The following is a 19,038-nucleotide window of genomic DNA, read 5'->3' as shown; positions in this document are numbered from 1 at the left end:
TCTAATTTAGGGGAAAATACAATGAATAAACAGTGTTTACTGTATGTAGCTATATTTATTAGTATTTTTCTCTTTGGTTGTTCTTCTCGCCATGTTCCTGCACCTGTTAGCAGCCTAAATAATAATGTTAATAATTTAGGTCATACTATTAACATTAATGGGGCTAGCTATAAAGTACAAAAAGGAGATACGCTTTATTCTATTGCCTTTAGTGCAGGGCAAGACTTTAGATTACTTGCAAAAAACAATTCAATTTCATCACCTTATATAATTTTTCCTGGGCAAAACATCTCCTTAATCCCCAAGCCCGAAAAAACAAAAAGGGATGGAAATTATACGAATTCGAGTAAAAAGTCTATAAAAAAACCACAAAAAAATAACATAATTTTAAAGAAAGAGCTTGATCCCCCAAAACAACGAGAGTATGTTCAGAAACAAGCCAGTAACAAAATTAGTAATACTAAACGCTTGTCGAGCAGTAAAGTTAAGTGGTTTTGGCCTGCAAAGGGCAAAATTACCAAACGCTTCTCTAATAAGGAAAACGGTTATAAAGGTTTACAGATTACTAATCGCAAAGGGGCTTCAGTCTTAGCTGCGGCACAAGGAACTGTAGTGTACGCGGGTAACGCCCTTCGAGGTTATGGTAGTTTAATCATATTGAAACATAATGATGATTACCTAAGTGCTTATGCACATAACTCGAAATTACTTGTTAAAGAAAAGCAGAAGGTTAAGGCAGGACAAAAAATAGCAGAAATTGGTAATTCAGAATCTCCGGTCACCGCGCTTCGCTTTGAAATTCGCTACCGAGGACAAGCTGTCAATCCTGCTAAGTATCTACCCTAATTTTCAGGTATTGATAATTGCTCGGGAGAAGGCTCATGGCTAGCGCAGCAAAACTTGACAAACACACTATGACTGACGAAAAATTCGGTGACATCGATGTTGATGAAAGCACCGCTCTACTAGATAAAATGGACGACGATGAAATCTTTGCTAAAGAAGAAGTAACTAAAAATCTTGACGCAACTCAACTTTATTTAGGCGAAATTGGTTTTTCTCCTTTGCTTAGTGCTGAAGAAGAAGTGTTTTTTTCTCGCAAATCACTTCGAGGCTGTGAAGCCTCACGTAAACGTATGATTGAAAGTAATTTACGTTTGGTTGTTAAAATAGCACGTCGCTACAATAATCGCGGCCTTGCTCTACTCGATTTAATTGAAGAAGGTAATTTAGGCTTAATTCGCGCAGTTGAAAAATTTGACCCTGAGCGTGGATTTAGATTCTCTACTTACGCTACATGGTGGATACGTCAAACAATTGAACGTGCCATTATGAACCAAACGCGTACCATTCGCTTACCTATTCATGTAGTTAAAGAACTTAATGTTTACCTGCGTACAGCACGTGAGTTAACTCAAAAGCTTGACCATGAGCCAACAGCTGACGAAATTGCAGCTTGCCTAGATAGACCCGTTGAAGACGTTACTAAAATGCTACGTTTAAACGAAAGAATTGCATCAGTAGACATGCCTATTGGTGTCGAAAACGACAGTGTACTACTTGATATCATCCCAGATGAAAAAAGTGCTGGCCCTGAAGGCGAAGTACAAAATAATGATATTAATAAACATATTGTAGACTGGTTAGGAGAATTAAACCCTAAACAACGTGAAGTATTGGCACGTCGATTTGGATTGCTTGGTTATGAGCCATCAACACTTGAAGATGTAGGTCGTGAGATAGGCTTAACACGTGAGCGTGTAAGACAAATTCAGGTAGAGGCATTACGTCGTCTAAAAGACATTTTGCAACAAGAAGGTTTAAGTACAGATAGCTTGTTTAATCAGTTTTCGTAACTAGTTAAATAGTTTAAGAGACTATGTGTGTTAAAAAGCCGAAGAGTTTATTCTTCGGCTTTTTTTATGCTTGTAAATTAGATGATATAATACTAATCTGCTTATATATGGGGTCTATTTAACGTTAAGAAAATTACGCTAGAACTAGGCAAAAATTTTTGTATCTAGTTGTTCTAAATAAAAAATTTTTAACGACGTTATAGTGCAATTTAATTCGTTAAATTGATCAAAGATTTATGCAGGTTGGTATAAATTACAGCAATGCTTTTAGTTTATATAACAAATCGTGCGCTTGGCGTGGCGATAAATTATCAGGGTCGATTGCGCTTAACTGCTCTTCAACTTCTGAAGGTGTACTTTGTGCAATTTCGTTATTAAAAGTAAAGGCTTGTTGCTCTGTATTTGGTGCAGTAACGCTTTGATGATTTTCAAGCAACTTAAGTTTTTGCTTTGCTTGTGCAATCACAGCTTTTGGCACACCTGCAAGAGCGGCTACTTGCAAACCAAAGCTTTTACTTGCTGCACCGTCGAGAACTGTATGCATAAATGCAATCGTGTCGTTATGCTCTATTGCATCAAGGTGCACGTTTACAAGGCCCGTAGTTTGCTCAGCAAGTTCTGTTAATTCAAAGTAGTGCGTAGCAAACAATGTTTTAGCAGATATTTTTGACGCTAAATGATCGGCTGTTGCATACGCAAGAGAGAGTCCATCGTAAGTACTTGTACCGCGACCAATCTCATCCATTAACACTAAAGACTGCGCCGTCGCATTATTTAAAATCGTTGCTGTTTCGGTCATTTCTACCATGAAGGTTGAACGCCCTGATGCTAAATCATCGCTTGCACCAATACGTGTAAATATACGGTCGATATTACCGATTTTAGCGCTGTCAGCGGGCACATAACTGCCAATGTGAGCCATTAGAACAATAAGTGCTGTTTGGCGCATATAAGTTGATTTACCGCCCATGTTTGGACCGGTAATAATTAGCATTTTACGCTGAGAATTTAACTCTACAGGGTTGGCAATAAACGGTTCTTTCATTACTTGCTCAACAACAGGGTGACGACCTTGTTTAATGCTTATATTGTCGTTATCGCACAATTGTGGTTTTGCATAATTGAGTGCAAATGCACGCTCAGCTAAATTGTTTAAAACGTCCAGATCAGCCAGTGCTGCAGCCATCATTTGTAATTGCTCAATATGCGGAGCAATAAATCTAAATAGCTCTTCATATAATTGCTTTTCAAGCGCGAGAGCTTTTGATTGGCTACCGAGTACTTTATCCTCGTGCTCTTTAAGCTCTGGAATAATGTAACGTTCGTTATTTTTAAGCGTTTGGCGACGAATGTAGTCGGCTGGCACTAAGTGCGCGTTAGCTCTACTTACTTCTATAAAAAAGCCGTGTACTCGGTTATAGCCAATTTTTAATGTACTAATTCCTGTACGTTCACGCTCGCGTTGTTCAAGCTGTTCAAGTACATCGGTGGCACCTTTGCTTAAGTTACGCCACTCATCAAGCTCACTGTTGTAACCAGGGGCAATAACACCACCGTCACGAATTAGTACCGGTGGGTTATCGATAACTGCACGTTCTAATAATTCTCGTAAATCAGGGAGTTCAGGCGAGTGCTTGATAATACCTGCTATACGAGGATCGTTAGCGTCAGCTAACAAAGTATGCAGTGGTGCAAGTGCTTGTAGAGCACTACGCAGGCGAGTTAAGTCGCGCGGGCGAGCTGTGCATAAAGCTAGGCGTGCAATAACACGTTCTACATCACCAATTTCTTTTAATGATTCGTGTAATTCACCGCAAAGTTGTACGTCTAAAATTGCACTAATTGCATTTAAACGTGAATTTAGCTCGTCTTTATTACGAATTGGTGTATGAATACGGCGCTTAAGTAAGCGAGAACCCATTGGCGTTGCTGTTTTATCAAGTACTTGAGCAAGTGTATTTTCAAACCCGCCCGATAGATTAACGGTAAGCTCTAAATTTTTACGTGTTGCGGCATCTAAAATAACTGCATGCTCGTTGTGCTCAAGCGTAATTGCACGAATATGCGGCAATGCAATACGTTGTGTATCTTTTACGTATTGCATTAAACAACCTGCAGCAACAAGCGCGCTGTGGGCTTTATCTACCCCAAAACCCACTAAATCCTTAGTACCAAATTGATCGCATAATAAGTGCTGAGCCGTATCTAAATCGAACTCCCATTCTGGGCGACGGCGGGCACCTTTTATATGTTCAATTAAATGAATGTTCTCAAAGCTTTCGCTATACAGAAGTTCTGCTGGTGATAGGCGTTGAATAGTTGAGCTAAAGGCTTCGTCGGTATTTACTTCGACAATATTAAAACGACCAGAGTTAATGTCTAAATAAGCAATACCGTATAAGCCTTTTTTACTTTGCCAAACACTGGTAAGGAGATTGTCTTGACGCTCTTGTAAAAGCGCTTCATCAGAAATTGTACCGGGTGTAACTATACGCACTACTTTTCGATCAACGGGGCCTTTACTGGTTGCGGGGTCACCCACTTGTTCGCAGATAGCGACTGATTCACCCATTTGGACTAGACGTGCTAAGTAGTTTTCTACCGCATGGTAGGGTACGCCCGCCATAGGGATAGGATCGCCGCCAGCTTTACCACGATGAGTTTGCGAAATATCGAGTAATTGAGCGGCGCGTTTAGCGTCATCAAAAAAAAGTTCGTAAAAATCGCCCATACGATAAAACAATAAAATATCGCGATGCTCTGATTTTATTTTTAGATACTGCTGCATCATAGGGGTTTGTTGTTTTATAGTGTGTGGTGCATAAAGATCAAACGACATGTATTTACCCAAAGGCTGAATATGGAATTACATCAAGAGATTAAAACACTTGCTGCGCAATTAGGCGCTATTTTAACGGATAAATGCTTATGGATCACTACTGCTGAGTCATGTACTGGTGGCGGAGTGAGTTATGCGCTTACCGATACACCTGGAAGTTCAGCTTATATCGACCGTGCATTTGTCACTTATAGTAACCAAGCAAAGCAAGATTTGCTCAATGTTAGTGCTAGTACATTAAATCAATACGGTGCTGTGAGCGAGCAAACAGTCCATGAAATGGCAGTAGGTGCTATTAAAGCAACAAATGCTAATATATCCATAGCTGTATCGGGCATTGCAGGGCCTGGCGGGGCAACAGAAGGTAAACCTGTTGGACTTGTATGGTTTGGCATGCAAATTAATGACAAAGTACTGACCTTTAAACAAATATTTACTGGTGATAGGGCTCAAGTAAGACTGCAAGCTATTGTATTTGCATTAAAAAGTGTAATAGATGAGATAAAATGAAAAAATTAGCTTGATACTGTGATTTCATACAGTATACTTGTTCGCATTAGCTGGATTGGAGAACAAAATGAACGATAACAAACAAAAAGCGTTAGACGCAGCACTATCACAAATTGAACGTCAATTTGGTAAAGGCTCAATTATGAAATTGGGTGACAACAAAGCGTTAAACATTGAATCTGTATCTACAGGTTCACTAGGTATTGATATTGCCTTAGGCATAGGTGGCTTACCTATGGGACGTATTGTTGAAGTGTATGGTCCTGAGTCATCTGGTAAAACAACGCTTACTTTACAAGTTATCGCAGAAGCTCAAAAAGAAGGTAAAACATGTGCCTTTATTGATGCTGAGCATGCTCTAGATCCTGTATATGCACAAAAACTAGGTGTAAATATTGATGACCTTTTTGTATCTCAACCTGATACAGGTGAGCAAGCACTAGAAATTTGTGACATGTTAGTACGTTCAAGCGCAGTAGACGTTGTTATTATTGACTCGGTTGCTGCACTTACACCAAAAGCTGAGATTGAAGGCGACATGGGCGACTCGCACATGGGCTTGCAAGCACGTTTAATGTCACAAGCATTACGTAAGCTTACTGGTAATATTAAACGCTCTAACACGTTATGTATTTTCATTAACCAAATCCGTATGAAAATTGGTGTTATGTTTGGTAATCCAGAAACAACAACGGGTGGTAATGCACTTAAGTTTTACGCATCGGTACGTATTGATATTCGTCGTATTGGTTCGGTGAAAGAAGGTGATGAAGTTGTTGGTAACGAAACCCGCGTTAAAATTGTTAAAAACAAAGTAGCGCCGCCATTTAAACAAGCTGAATTTATCATCATGTATGGCGAAGGTATTTCTAAGCAAGGCGAGTTAATTGATTTAGGTGTTAAGCATAAAATTGTTGAAAAAGCAGGTGCTTGGTACAGTTACAGTGGCAACAAGGTTGGCCAAGGTAAATCTAACTCAATTAAGTTTTTGAAAGAAAACCCAGAAATTGCAGATGAGATTGAAGGTAAGTTACGCGAAATGCTTTTACTAAAAGCAACTATTGAACCTGAAGACGGTGAAGATAAGTTAGGCGACGATCCAGACCTTTAAACTGCACCCAAATGAGTTTTTAAGCTTGATTTGACCCGAGCTTTGAAAAGCGCTAATCAGTAATGATTAGCGCTTTTTTGTTATTAAAAACTTACATCAGGTTAGATAAAATAAAAACGACACATTAAAAATGTGTCGTTTTTTAATTCAATAGAAAAAAATCTAGAGTCTTTAATTAATCAAATATATTTATAATTGCCAGTTTACAGATAGGGCGTAGTTACGAGGTGCACCGTAGTAACCTTGTGCCCAGTACAGGCTGTGCAAATATTTTTCACCGGTGGTGTTATTTACGTTGAAAGTGACTCCTACGTTATCTGTAATTTCGTAAGTGGCCATTAAATCAAGTAACCCGTATGCATCTTGGTGAGTAGTGACGCTTGCAATACCATTTGTATCTTCGACTTGAACTCGGCTAGTTGAATCCTGCCAGCGATAGTTTGCACCAAATGATAAACCATCAACTAAAGGTACTTGGTAGGTTGCGGCCACTTTAAGTTGATTTTCAGGTGTGTAATCTTTAACTAAATCATCACCATCAATAGTTAGGTTACTAAAACTTACACTTGCGCTTAAATCATCTGTTATTCGACCACTTAGTTCAACTTCAAAGCCGTTGCTGTTAATACCATTTGCTGCATAATAACGCGTATCACTAGGTAGTGAGTCGGGTAAAGCTATGGCAAGCCCTTCCTGCTTTGCATCGAAGTAAGCAAAAGTTACGAAAATTTGGTCATCAAGTAACTGTGCTTTTATACCAACTTCACTGCTTTTACCTATTACGGGAGCTAATTGGTTGGCATTAATATCAAGCTCTTTTTGCGGTACAAATGTTTCTGTGTAGCTTGCATAAGCTGATAGAGACTCGTTAAAGTCGTACACCGTGCCAATATAAGGAATAACTTCAGAGTCGCTTCTTGTTTGTTCAACACCGTAAGCACTCCCTTTTGTTTTCCAATCGGTATAACGCACACCAGCGAGCACACTTAAAGGCTCACTTAATTTAATGCGAGTAGATATGTAAGCTGATTTTTGCTCGTTAGTAATATCACTACCATCTAAGCCATCAGCAAGTGTTGCCTCTGGTACTACACCATCCCACGTTTTAAGTGATGGCATATCTGGAAAACCATTGCCTGTAGTGTAATCGTAAAGAGACTGCTCGTTGTAATCCATTTTAGCTTGGCTAACACCAAATGATAGGTCGTGCTCTTGGCCAAATAAATTAAACTTACCACTGGCATATAAATCAAATAAGTCATGCTTATCTTCGTAATCATAACGGCTAGCATAACCTGTTAAACCAAGTTCAGTATCTTTATCAGGGGTGCCGTATACGTAGAACAACTCTGAGTCTTGTTCGTTTTCGATGTGAGCATAACGTGCTCTAGCTACCCATGTTGCCGATAAGTTTTGTTCAAGTGTTACATATACTTGCTCAGCACTGTTATCCCAGTAAGACCAGTCAGCAGCGGTGCTGGTTGATTCGTCGTAATCGGTTGCTGTTCCGTCTGTATAATAAAGAGGTAGTGCACCCCACAGCGGGCTATCTGCGTCTTTTTGTTGGTTAACGTAGTTAACGCTTAATAATGTGTTGTCTGTTAATTTGCCTTCGTAGGCTAAGTAAACAATGGTTTTATCTGTTTCGTAGCGATCTAAATATGAGTCAGCTTTTTGCTTTGTAAATACAGCGCGTACAGCGTGGTCTTCATTTATTGGCGTAGATACATCTAAATCTAAACGTTTTTTATTCCATGAGCCATAAGATGCTGATGCATTTGCCTGTGTTGTATAAGTTGGCTTTTTTAAAACCATGTTTACAGTTGCAGAAGGATTACCAGCGCCGGTCATTAAACCATTAGCACCGCGAACTATCTCTACACGGTCATAAATTGATGTATCAAGACTACCTTGAATAGAGCCTGAGCTTTGTGGGATCCCTAAGCCATCAACTTGAAAGTTCGTAATTTCAAAACCACGGGCCTTAAAGTAAGTACGATCTGTTTCTATTTGCTCTACTGTTACGCCTGGCGTGCTTTCAAGTACTGAGTTTATATCGTCTAGTGAAAAGTCGTCCATTAATGCACGAGAAACAACGGAAATACTTTGCGGCGTTTCTTTAATTGATAGGCCTAATTTTGTAGCAGATTGTGCATCTTCAGTTATGTAGTTTTTATGATGCTGACCATATACCGCAATTTTTTCGAGAGGTTCAGATTTTACATTTGCCTCATCAGCAAGTGCATAACCAGATAAAATTAAAGAAGTAGCAAAGCTTAGTTTAGATAAACGCAAAACTTGAGGGGACGACATAAGTTTTTCCAGTTAGTTCAAAAGAAGTGTGTAACTTAATCTAAATGATATCGATTTGCAATTGTGTTTGGTGTTTTTATCAATAATAATTCTATTTTTTTGGATTTTAGCGCCACATATAAAGATTTTAGGTACGAATTGATGAATTATATAGAACTCAATCTCGCTTATAAAAAAAGCGGCCTAGGCCGCTTTTTAAAGTAGTTAGCTTTTTAGCTATTAAAAAGAGTATTTAACAGAAAACTGTAAGCGGTCTAAATCGCCATCAACGCCGCTTTCAGTTTCACGCTCAGCATGCTTTAGCTCAGCACCAAAAGTTAGACGTTTAACCGGTGAGTATAGAATGTTAGCGCTATAGCTTTGGCTTGATTCAGTCGGATCACCAGAAATAGCTAATAAATCAGTGTTGTTATCAGCACTGAAGAATGAATATAAGAACGTTGAACGCCATTGGCTTGTCCACTTGTGCTGGTAAGCAACAAAACCAGAAGTTGAATCAATAGCATCTAAATCATCGCCATTGAGTACTGCACCATGGGCTACATTAACACCAACATAACGGCCTAAGCCTTTACCTTGTGTAAGCATAAACTTAAAGTTGTCTTCGCCTAGTTTAACCATACCCGATGCACTAACACCAAATGATGTTTCATCGGCATCAATAGCACCTACTTTATAAGTAAGTTGACGGGCAAGTGCAGCAACTACTAAATTACCCCAGTCAGCTTTATGGGTATAACGTGCAGTAAAGTCAGGAAGTGAAGCATCGTCGGTTACAGCCATTGATGAACTTTTAATACCCTGTGGGTTTGTAGTAAAACCTGTAGTAATGGTACTTTCTGGATTTTCTAATGAGAAAGACCAAGCGCCAGTAGTGTATTTAACTTGAGTTTGGCGTACAAACACTGTGCCCTCTGCTGGGCCTATAAAATCAAGTGCTTCAGGTAGTGCGCCAACGTTTTGAAAGTTAGACCATGTTTGGCCAAATAACCAGCCATCGTAGCTAATAAATGCATGACGTACACGTGGAGCGTAAGAGTTAGATACACGTTCATTGCCACCAGGCGCTGATGCTAAAAAGTCTAACTCAATTTTGGTTTTTACTGTTTTACCGTTATCCATTAACGTTGAAGTACCAAAGTTAAAGCGAGATTCACGTGCATGCATATCAAATACAGCATCAGAGTCATTGTCATCACCAACAGTAAGTGTACTTGGTACGTAAAAATCACGACCTACGTTTGAGCCTGCAGGCGCACCCGCTGAATAATCACTCCACATAGAGTCGAGTTTAATGTATCCACCGTAAGTAAATTCCGTATCACCAATTTTTGCGGCAGTCGCTGCATAAGCAGTGCTTGTTAGTGCACATAATACAGCGCTTGCTGCTAATGTTTTTAATGGGGTAAATTTCATTGTGGTGTCCTTTATAGGCTACTTGTTGTTTGTTGCTTTTTTTTTTCATGTAAGGTTGTATTACTTGCTACTAGTATTTCTTACGAATAAAAAAGGGTGTTAGTTTGGCTTCTCAATACACATATTGTTTTCATTCGTTAAATAAAGCTTTGGCAAGTAATACCGCAAATATCTTTATTAAAGTACACAAACACTTTTGAATATGTGCAATATTTACTCAATTACCTATTGGTCTATAAGACTAAGGTTTTAGAGTTGATTAGTTTGCATTTACTTACATTTAACGCGTTGTATTATTTATGTAAAAAATTGAAAGCAGGTGGATTATAAACTACAAATGAGTAAATTGGAGTAGAGTACAACTAAGGTCTAATACTTAATAAAGTACTGCTGAGTAATCCTTGATAAAAGCTTAAGGCAAGTAATTTAAATGGAGACGAAGATGTCACAAAGTATCTATCCAGTTCCTGCGCATATTAAAGATGCGACTCTCATTGATAAAAATAAATATAATACGCTTTATAAGCAATCTATTGATGACCCTGAAAGTTTTTGGCGTGAGCATGGCAAACGCCTCGATTGGTCTACTCCTTACACTAAAGTTAAAAACACCTCTTTTGATAAAGGCCACATCAGTATTAAATGGTATGAAGATGGCTATTTAAATGCGTCTTACAACTGTATTGACCGCCACTTAAAAACGAAAGCAGACAAAATTGCGCTTATTTGGGAAGGTGATGATCCTTCTCAAAGTGAGAACATTACTTATCAAAAACTTCATGACGAAGTGGCTAAATTTGCCAATGGTTTAAAAAAACTGGGTGTACAAAAAGGTGACCGCGTAGCTATTTATATGCCAATGACCCCACAAGCGGTGTATGCAATGCAAGCTTGTGCACGTATTGGTGCTATTCATTCTGTTGTATTTGGTGGTTTTTCACCATCGGCTATTGCTGATCGTATTAGAGATTCTGGTGCTAAGGTTGTTATTACTTCTGATGAGGGACGCAGAGCAGGAAATTGTGTTCCATTAAAAGCAAATGTAGATGAAGCGGTAGCGCAAGAAACTGTAACCACAATTGAACACGTTATTGTGCATCAATTAACAGGCGGTGAAGTTGATTGGAATGAGCACGATATATGGTGGCACGAGCTAGTTGCTGACTTACCGGCACAGTGTGAGCCAGAGCCAATGAATGCTGAAGATCCTTTGTTTATATTGTATACATCAGGTTCTACTGGTCAGCCTAAAGGTGTTGTACATACTACAGGTGGCTACTTAGTTTACTCATCAATGACACATGAATACGTATTTGATTTAAAAGAAGATGATGTGTATTGGTGTAGTGCCGATGTAGGTTGGATCACAGGCCACAGTTACATTGCGTACGGGCCATTAGTAAACGGTTGTACTCAGGTTTTATTTGAAGGAGTCCCCACTTATCCAACTGCAGGGCGTATGGGCGAAGTAGTTGATAAACACGGTGTTACTATTTTATATACCGCCCCTACAGCAATTAGAGCACTAATGGCTAAAGGTGATGAGCCTACAGCTTCGTCACATCGCGATAGTTTACGTATTTTAGGTTCAGTAGGTGAGCCAATAAATCCAGAAGCGTGGACATGGTATTACGAGAGTATTGGTAAATCTAATTGCCCGATTGTTGATACATGGTGGCAAACAGAAACCGGTGGCATTATGATCACACCACTTCCGGGCGCTACTGATACAAAACCAGGTTCTGCAACACATCCATTTTTTGGTATTGCGCCTGCATTATTTGATGCTGAAGGTAATACACTCGAAGGTGCCGTAGATGGTAATTTAGTTATTTTAGATAGTTGGCCATCGCAAGCTCGAACTGTTTATGGCGACCATGAACGTTTTGAACAAACTTATTTTAGCGCCTACCCAGGAGTTTACTTTACAGGCGATGGTTGTCGTCGTGATGAGGATGGTTATTACTGGATCACCGGTCGTGTGGACGATGTACTTAATGTGTCTGGGCACCGCCTTGGTACTGCCGAAATTGAAAGTGCGTTAGTTGCGCATGAAGCGGTAGCAGAAGCTGCTGTTGTAGGTTACCCGCATGATATTAAAGGCCAAGGTATTTATGTTTACATTACGCCTAACGAAGGTATAACAGTCAGCGATGAATTAACTAAAGAGGTACGTAATTGGGTTCGTAAAGAGCTCAGCCCAATTGCATCTCCAGATATGATTCAATGGTCACCTGGTTTGCCAAAAACACGTTCAGGCAAGATTATGCGTCGTATTTTACGTAAAATCGCTGCAAATGAGCACCAACAACTCGGTGATACGTCAACGCTTGCCGATCCTTCAGTTGTCGATGAACTAATCGAGAACAGATTAAATCGTTAAATGTGCGTTAAAAACTTGATTACAAGTTGATTCTAAACGTAGTATATCGGCTGTCAGTAAAGGTTTTAAACCTAACTGGCAGCCGAATTTATTAGGAGTGAACCATGAGTCAGTTTTTAATAGCGGACGATCATCCGTTATTTCGTGAAGCACTAAAGGGCGCACTGAGCGCAAAATTTGAGGGTTTAGCCGTTTTTGAATCATCCGATTTTGACAGCACACTGCAAGTGTTAAGCGAGCAAGAGGATCTTGATATATTACTGCTAGACCTTCACATGCCAGGTAATGGTGATTTATATGGTCTTATTCGTATTAGAGAAGAATACCCAAGCTTACCTATTGCCGTTGTTTCGGGTAGTGAAGACGTGAATATCGTTTCTAAAGTAATGGGTTACGGCGCTATGGGTTTTATTCCTAAATCATCATCGTCTGATGATATTGCCAGTGCAATTAACCAAATACTTGAAGGCGATACATGGCTACCAAAAGAGCTAAAAAACAAAGTAGCTGAAATTGAAGGTGAAGATAGAGAAATAGCAGCGCAAGTTGCCTCATTAACGCCTCAACAATACCGAGTGCTGCAATATCTGCACGAAGGTTTACTTAATAAGCAAATTGCTTATGAACTGCACATATCAGAAGCGACAGTAAAAGCACATATTACAGCCATATTTAGAAAACTCGGTGTGTACAATCGTACCCAAGCCGTTTTAATTGCCGCTAAATTAAAGCTCGAACCAATAGAGCAGGCATAATTTACATTTAAAAAGTTATTAGCTTATTTATGATAAAAAAATGCCAGCAACAATGCTGGCATTTTTTATATGTAGAATAATTAAGCAGTTGGATTAATGCTAAGAAAACACCACGGTTTTATTACCATTAATAAATAGCTTATGCTCTGAGGCAAGTTGAAGTGCTTTACAAAACACTGTTTTTTCAACATCTTTGCCCATTTTAGCCATCATTTCGGCGGTATTAGCATGTGTAACGCTGGTTACATCTTGCAAAATAATAGGCCCTTCATCAAGCTCATTATTAACAAAGTGAGCGGTAGCACCAATAATTTTTACACCGCGCTCAAATGCTTGATGATAAGGTTTAGCCCCTATAAATGCTGGCAAAAATGAGTGATGAATATTAATTATTTTACCTTCAAATCGACCCACAAATTCAGGACTTAAAATACGCATGTATTTAGCAAGACCAATAATGTCAGGATTGTAACTGGCAATTAAATCGCCTACCTTTTTATCATGTTCGCTACGGGTTAACCCTTCGTGCGATACAACATGAAATGGCACACCAAACCCTTTAGCTAGCGGCTCTAAATCAGCATAGTTAGCAATTACAGCGAGTACTTCAATATTAAGAGTTTGTTCAAATTGCTTTAACAGCATACCACCTAAACAATGAGCTTCTTTAGTTGCCAGTAAAACTACTTTAGTTTTTGCGCCGCAATGTAGCGCAAGTTTAGCGCCTTGTGGCAACAGTGCGCGTAATTGATCTAAAAAGTCGCTTTGTGGCTCACCTGTAAGCTCTGTACGCATAAAAAATCGCTGCGCGTCTTTATCTACAAATTCGTTGTTACGCGTAATGTTTAAATTATTTTTATGGCAAAGCCCTGTAATTTTAGCTATTAAGCCTACATCATCAGCACATTGGGTGGTTAGTATATAGCTCATTGTCCTCATTCTTACCCTGTAATTAATCCTTTCATTATTTGTGTTTTGGCACATAAAGCAAGGGCTTTGTGAACTAATCCAATATTAATCATGTTGTTGAGTGCAAAAGAGGTAATAAAGTTAAAAAGTATTGAATAGAGGTTAAAAAAAATGCCACCTAAGTTAACAAGGTGGCATTTATAAAAGTTATCTAGGTTTGAGGTTAATTAACCCTTGGGCTCGGGAGATAAGTTTTCTTCTTGTCTTAAATACCCGGCAGCTTCTTCATCATCTTTCGCTATTGCTTGCTGAGTAGGTATAGCGCGCGTTTGTTGGTTTAGTTGATGTATTTGTGACGCATTACCTAAATCACGCTCACTGGTGATTGAGGCGATAGATTCGCGGTCTTTTAAGAATGAAATAACGTCTTTTTTGATTGCTTGTAATTGTCCTTCGTCTTTATGCATTTCCATAATGTGGCGAGGATGTTCAAGGTTTTTCATACCTGTTGCAGCAAACGTAGTAGAGATAACACGAGAAACAATAATCCAAGGCGTTATGCTACTGCGTACTAAAGTATTTTCTGAGCGGGTGCTATCGTGAATACCAGTACCTGTTGATATTTTAGACTCAGTAAACGTGCCTTCACATTTAAAGTACACAAGCAGTGACTCAAATTGCATTTCTGCAAAAAATAGATGCGCTGTGTTTGCAAGTAACTGCGCAAATGCTTTAATAAGTACGCCTATTAGCAATAAGTGAAAGCTTGTCATTAATAGCTCACTAAATTGAATGACATGTTGGTTATTAAATGCCTGTTTAAAACTATTAATATTTGCCGCATCAATGTAATGGTAAATATTAATAAACGAATACGCTAAAAGTACAGTAAATGCTAACGCTACAATATAAAGTAAGTTACCGCTCACCAAAGCAAGTAATCTCGCGAGTGTAAAGTTTTTACCTAAGTCCATTGAGTGCAGTTTAGGCTGAATCTCTTGGATCATTTCACCTTTAAAACCGCCTTTACCTTCTATTTGTTCTTGAAGCTTAGGGTCTAATTCTCTGTAAACTCTGTTAGGTACTTCTTTATAACGGCGATTAGCCATTACTAGGTTATCGAGGTTTATGAAAATCTCGTCTGGATGAACAGACTCTTGCCAGTTTTCACGTAGTTCAGATACTTCAGCTGAAGGGGTAACTGAATTTAAACGCGCTTTAATCATGATAAAAGCAAGCACACAGCTTAGAGTTGCTAATATAATAATTGCAATTAAGTACATTCCAGCATGAAGACTAGGTAGTTGCTCAAGCCAGCTATCTATTTCTTGTTTACTAATGTGCTGCTCTTTCATCAACCATGACATAGAAAGACCAATAGCGATGGGTAAAATAAAAGATAAAGAAATAATTTTAGCAAGCGCACCAGTACCAAGTGCTTCAATATTCTTTTCTGCATTTCGAGAGATAGGTTTACCTGTAGAGCGCCAAGAAAAAAGCACGTAAAACATTAATATTGCACTATAAACCGGAAATGCTAATTCCCCAGCTTCACCGGTAAAGCCCGACAAAGATACAAATGCAACAAGGCCATAAGCAATAAGGGCGACAAAGGTGCTTACCCATGAGCCAAATAATCGCTGGGCAACATTTCGGATAGGATATGGTAGAAACAATAACTTAGGGATTAAGCTGTGAAGTAAGCGTGATAAAAAACCATTAGGCTCTTTAAATGTACTGTTTTTACGACCAACCAGCATTTCTTCAAGTGATTGCGCTGTGTAGGCTACTTCTTTTTGTTCTTCTTGAGCGGTTGATGCTTGCGATTTACTGTAGTTATAAGCAAGTGAAGTTGGGTGGTTTCTACCTACAAAGTATTTAAGTGTTGCATAAATACCTGACGATAGTGAGCGAATGCCGAATGCTAAAATAAGCATGCCAAACACCATTAAAATCCAACCTGCGGTTGTATCTTCTTTCACAGAGCCTGCAGCAATAACAAGTAAACTAATACCTGCTATAGACTCAATGAGTCCTCTTAATGCTGTTACTTTACCTTCCAGTTTGAAGGGGTTTTTTAGTCCAAGATCAATCGATCCATAATCAAAAGCCATTGAATTCTCCATTTAAACAGCACCCCAATTGCAGGGGACAAAGTGTAATTAATCTGAACTTAGGATAATAAATCTATCTCAAGTAGCTTTTTTAGCGCTAAGTGCATCGAGTTTAATCGTAATAGACTTGTTGCTGGCGCGTAAGTTCGACCTACTTTTACGAAAACCTAAATAGAATTATTAATATATATTAAGTATTTATAATTGTTGTTGGTTTTTTATTATATATCAATAATCTTGTTCAGTTTAAGGTTATTTTAAAGTGATACATTTTATATTCCGACGCATGCTTAAATATAACTGGAGGGTTAATGAAGCTAATTTATGTAGACGATAATTTACCAGGGATCACTCGTAAACTTAAACAGAAAAGTTGGCTTTACTTTGATCCAATCGGTAAGCAAATAAAAGAGCAAAATGTGATTGATCGTTTGAATGGATTGGCATTTCCGCCAGCCTATAAAAACGCTTGGTTTTGCCCAGAAGAAAACGGACATATTTTAGCGACAGGATTTGATAGTAAGGGGCGAAAGCAATACCGCTACCATCCTGAATTTAGGGCGCAACAAGAAGCAAAAAAATACCAAGCATGTGGAGTATTTGGTAATAAACTCCCTTTGTTAAGAGCGCGTTTAGAAACAGACTTACAAGGCGATGAGCTTAATATTGAGCGCACTTTAGCGGCAGTTGTAAGACTTATGGATTTAGGTGCATTGAGAGTAGGTAACGAGCGTAACGTAAAGCAAAATAAAAGTTTTGGTGCTACAACATTACGAACACGCCATGCAAAACTCACGGGCAAAAATATTCAGCTAAAATATCGTGCCAAATCAGGTAAAGAACGTGAAGTAAATATAACCGACAGGGTGCTTAGCCATGTTATAAAAGACTTGCAAGATTTACCCGGGCAGCATTTATTTCAGTATATAAATGAAGGTGAGCGCACAAATGTAACATCAAGTGAAATAAATCAATACATTCAGCAAATAATGGGCGAGGAGTTTAGTGCAAAACACTTTAGAACTTGGCGAGCAAGCGTTATTGCATTCAAACAATTAGCTAAAGCTAAAGGGGCGCTTACTTTAAAAAGCATGCTTGATAGCGTATCTGAGCAACTTGGTAATACTCCCGCTATAGCACGCAAATCTTATGTGCATCCCGATTTAATTACGCTGTGTAAAGAAGATGAAGATACTCAAACTGCGTGGAGAGAGTCCCTTTCATTACCACGAAAAACAAAGTACTTGAGTCGTTATGAACGTGGTTTTTTAGCTTTTTTAAAAGATTAATTGCCATAGCAACTTTACACACTTGAGCATATTAATTACATATTCTCTAATTTAATTTATTAACGTTTAGAATAAGGGTTTTTAAAAAGTCATTAAATTTCAATTGTTTATTTTGAAACTTTAATTTGGCATTACCGTTGCACCTCCAGAGTACTACTTAGTGGTAAGTACAAAAGCATTTATCAACGATATTTAGCGAGGAGGTACACAGTGAAGGGGTTATTTTCAAATCAAGCGCTTACTAAAGCAAAGGGCTTTACTTTAAAAACTGCATTGTTTATTGGCATGAGCGGCTTATGCTCAGCACCAACACTCGCTGCCAATGAGCTTGAAAGTGTGGTACTCGCTAACTCTTCACTAACTACTTATAACTCACAAAATTACATGCAAGCTGATGACACCTACTACTTTGACCAATATTCAGCGCAGTTAATTGAACGTACAGAAAAAGCCATTAATTGGTATCAAGAAATAGTTAACAAAGGTGGTTTTACACACTTATATAACGATGAATTGCTTGAACTAGGCAGTAATAATAAACAGGTGAGCTTACTTGCACAGCGTTTATATCAAGAGCGTGACTTAAAAACTAATGTGTGCGACGAAGCTATATGCACGTTTGATAAAGATATAGAGCAAGCTGTTAAGCAATTTCAAAGCCGCCATGGTTTAAAAGTTGATGGCCGAGTGGGTAAGCGTACTTTTGCATCGCTTAATGTGCCCGCACAGCAAAAACTCGATAAATTAAAACTTAACTTTTATAGAATAACTAACTTTGCAGGCGCAAGTGATGAGCAGTATGTGTATGTAAATATTCCTGAATACAGCTTACGATTTGTAAAAGCTGGCGATGTAAAATTAAAAAATAACGTAATTGTAGGTAAACCGAGTTGGGAAACACCTGCATTTAGCGACGAAATAGAAAAGTTTGTAGTTAATCCTGAATGGCGTATACCCACCTCAATTGCCACCAAAGAAATTGCTCCAAAGGTAGCCGAGGATCCTGACTACCTTGTAAAAAATAATATTGAAATTAGAAAAAACAGCTACCTAGACTCACAAACTGTTAATCCAAGCAACATTGATTGGGATTCTATTAAGCCGTACCAATTTGATCACTTTTTAGTAAAACGTGCTGGTGAAGAAAACCCCCTAGGGGAAGTTAAGTATTTATTCCCCAATGCCGAAGCAATTTATGTTCACGATACACCAGCAAAACACCGTTTTAGCCAAGCAAACCGAGCCTTATCGCATGGCTGTATAAGAATAGAAAAGCCTTTTTCGTTAGCGCGTGAAATTATTAAGCACGAAGGAGAAGCGCAAACACTCAATAATATGGACAGCGCACTTGCTCAAAACAGTACTCAGACGTTTTATTTAGATGAGCCTCTTCCTATTCATTTAGTTTATTGGACTGCATGGGTTGACGAAAATAAGCTGGTTAACTTTAGAGATGACATATATCAACGCGATAAAAAAGCACTATTAAAAAATGATGAACAGTCGGTGATTGCCGCTTTGTTAAAAAATAAATAATGAGAGG

13 protein-coding genes are annotated in these 19,038 nt (G+C 38.6%); 8 read left to right on the top strand and 5 right to left on the bottom strand.

Annotated elements, in window-relative coordinates:
• The first annotated feature begins 21 nt into the window (after positions 1–21).
• Positions 22–846 carry a peptidoglycan DD-metalloendopeptidase family protein gene (locus GQR53_RS10225; protein WP_165743871.1) on the top strand — a complete coding sequence of 275 codons (825 nt, stop codon included), beginning with the start codon at positions 22–24 and terminating at the stop codon, positions 844–846.
• Positions 847–881: 35 nt separating this feature from the next.
• A complete protein-coding gene (rpoS, locus tag GQR53_RS10220) occupies positions 882–1,856 on the top strand; it encodes an RNA polymerase sigma factor RpoS (RefSeq protein ID WP_024604081.1) in 975 nt (324 codons plus the stop codon).
• A 253-nt stretch (positions 1,857–2,109) separates the two neighbouring features.
• Here rpoS and mutS read toward each other — a convergent pair whose 3' ends face one another.
• The gene (gene mutS, locus GQR53_RS10215) at positions 2,110–4,695 is read right to left on the bottom strand and encodes a DNA mismatch repair protein MutS (RefSeq protein ID WP_165743870.1); all 2,586 of its coding nucleotides are present in this window, start codon (positions 4,693–4,695) and stop codon (positions 2,110–2,112) included.
• Positions 4,696–4,716: 21 nt separating this feature from the next.
• Here mutS and GQR53_RS10210 point away from each other — a divergent pair, with 21 nt between their 5' ends.
• Complete coding sequence (locus GQR53_RS10210; RefSeq protein ID WP_165743869.1) at positions 4,717–5,205, top strand: nicotinamide-nucleotide amidohydrolase family protein; 489 nt, start codon at positions 4,717–4,719, stop codon at positions 5,203–5,205.
• A gap of 67 nt (positions 5,206–5,272) precedes the next feature.
• Positions 5,273–6,316, top strand: coding sequence for a recombinase RecA (recA, locus tag GQR53_RS10205; protein WP_002958952.1), 1,044 nt, complete (start codon positions 5,273–5,275; stop codon positions 6,314–6,316).
• A 189-nt stretch (positions 6,317–6,505) separates the two neighbouring features.
• On the opposite strand, the gene GQR53_RS10200 is transcribed toward recA, so the two are convergent.
• Together GQR53_RS10200 and GQR53_RS10195 are read right to left on the bottom strand one after the other, a co-directional pair.
• A complete protein-coding gene (locus GQR53_RS10200; RefSeq protein ID WP_165743868.1) occupies positions 6,506–8,629 on the bottom strand; it encodes a TonB-dependent siderophore receptor in 2,124 nt (707 codons plus the stop codon).
• A 219-nt stretch (positions 8,630–8,848) separates the two neighbouring features.
• Positions 8,849–10,045 carry a DcaP family trimeric outer membrane transporter gene (locus GQR53_RS10195; protein WP_165743867.1) on the bottom strand — a complete coding sequence of 399 codons (1,197 nt, stop codon included), beginning with the start codon at positions 10,043–10,045 and terminating at the stop codon, positions 8,849–8,851.
• Between the two features lie 442 nt (positions 10,046–10,487).
• On the opposite strand from GQR53_RS10195, the gene acs reads away from it, so the two are divergent.
• Both acs and GQR53_RS10185 read left to right on the top strand, forming a co-directional pair.
• Positions 10,488–12,428: an acetate--CoA ligase gene (acs, locus tag GQR53_RS10190; protein ID WP_039486744.1), complete on the top strand. Its 1,941-nt coding sequence runs from the start codon at positions 10,488–10,490 to the stop codon at positions 12,426–12,428.
• Between the two features lie 104 nt (positions 12,429–12,532).
• A complete protein-coding gene (locus GQR53_RS10185; protein WP_007376082.1) occupies positions 12,533–13,183 on the top strand; it encodes a response regulator transcription factor in 651 nt (216 codons plus the stop codon).
• 99 nt (positions 13,184–13,282) lie between these two features.
• Here GQR53_RS10185 and purU read toward each other — a convergent pair whose 3' ends face one another.
• Positions 13,283–14,113, bottom strand: a complete 831-nt coding sequence (purU, locus tag GQR53_RS10180; protein ID WP_024597310.1) for a formyltetrahydrofolate deformylase — start codon at positions 14,111–14,113, stop codon at positions 13,283–13,285.
• A gap of 206 nt (positions 14,114–14,319) precedes the next feature.
• Positions 14,320–16,206, bottom strand: a complete 1,887-nt coding sequence (locus GQR53_RS10175) for a hypothetical protein (protein WP_165743866.1) — start codon at positions 16,204–16,206, stop codon at positions 14,320–14,322.
• 311 nt (positions 16,207–16,517) lie between these two features.
• Here GQR53_RS10175 and GQR53_RS10170 point away from each other — a divergent pair, with 311 nt between their 5' ends.
• Entirely contained in the window at positions 16,518–17,495 is a 978-nt protein-coding gene (locus GQR53_RS10170) for a DNA topoisomerase IB (protein WP_165743865.1), read from the top strand.
• A gap of 210 nt (positions 17,496–17,705) precedes the next feature.
• A complete protein-coding gene (locus GQR53_RS10165; RefSeq protein WP_024604087.1) occupies positions 17,706–19,031 on the top strand; it encodes a L,D-transpeptidase family protein in 1,326 nt (441 codons plus the stop codon).
• Positions 19,032–19,038 lie beyond the last annotated feature (7 nt).

The organism is Pseudoalteromonas sp. Z9A6 (assembly GCF_011378805.1).
Classification (GTDB): Bacteria; Pseudomonadota; Gammaproteobacteria; order Enterobacterales; family Alteromonadaceae; genus Pseudoalteromonas; species Pseudoalteromonas distincta.
The sequence above is the reverse complement of the archived record's forward strand: the minus strand, read 5'-3'. Positions and strand labels throughout refer to the sequence as shown.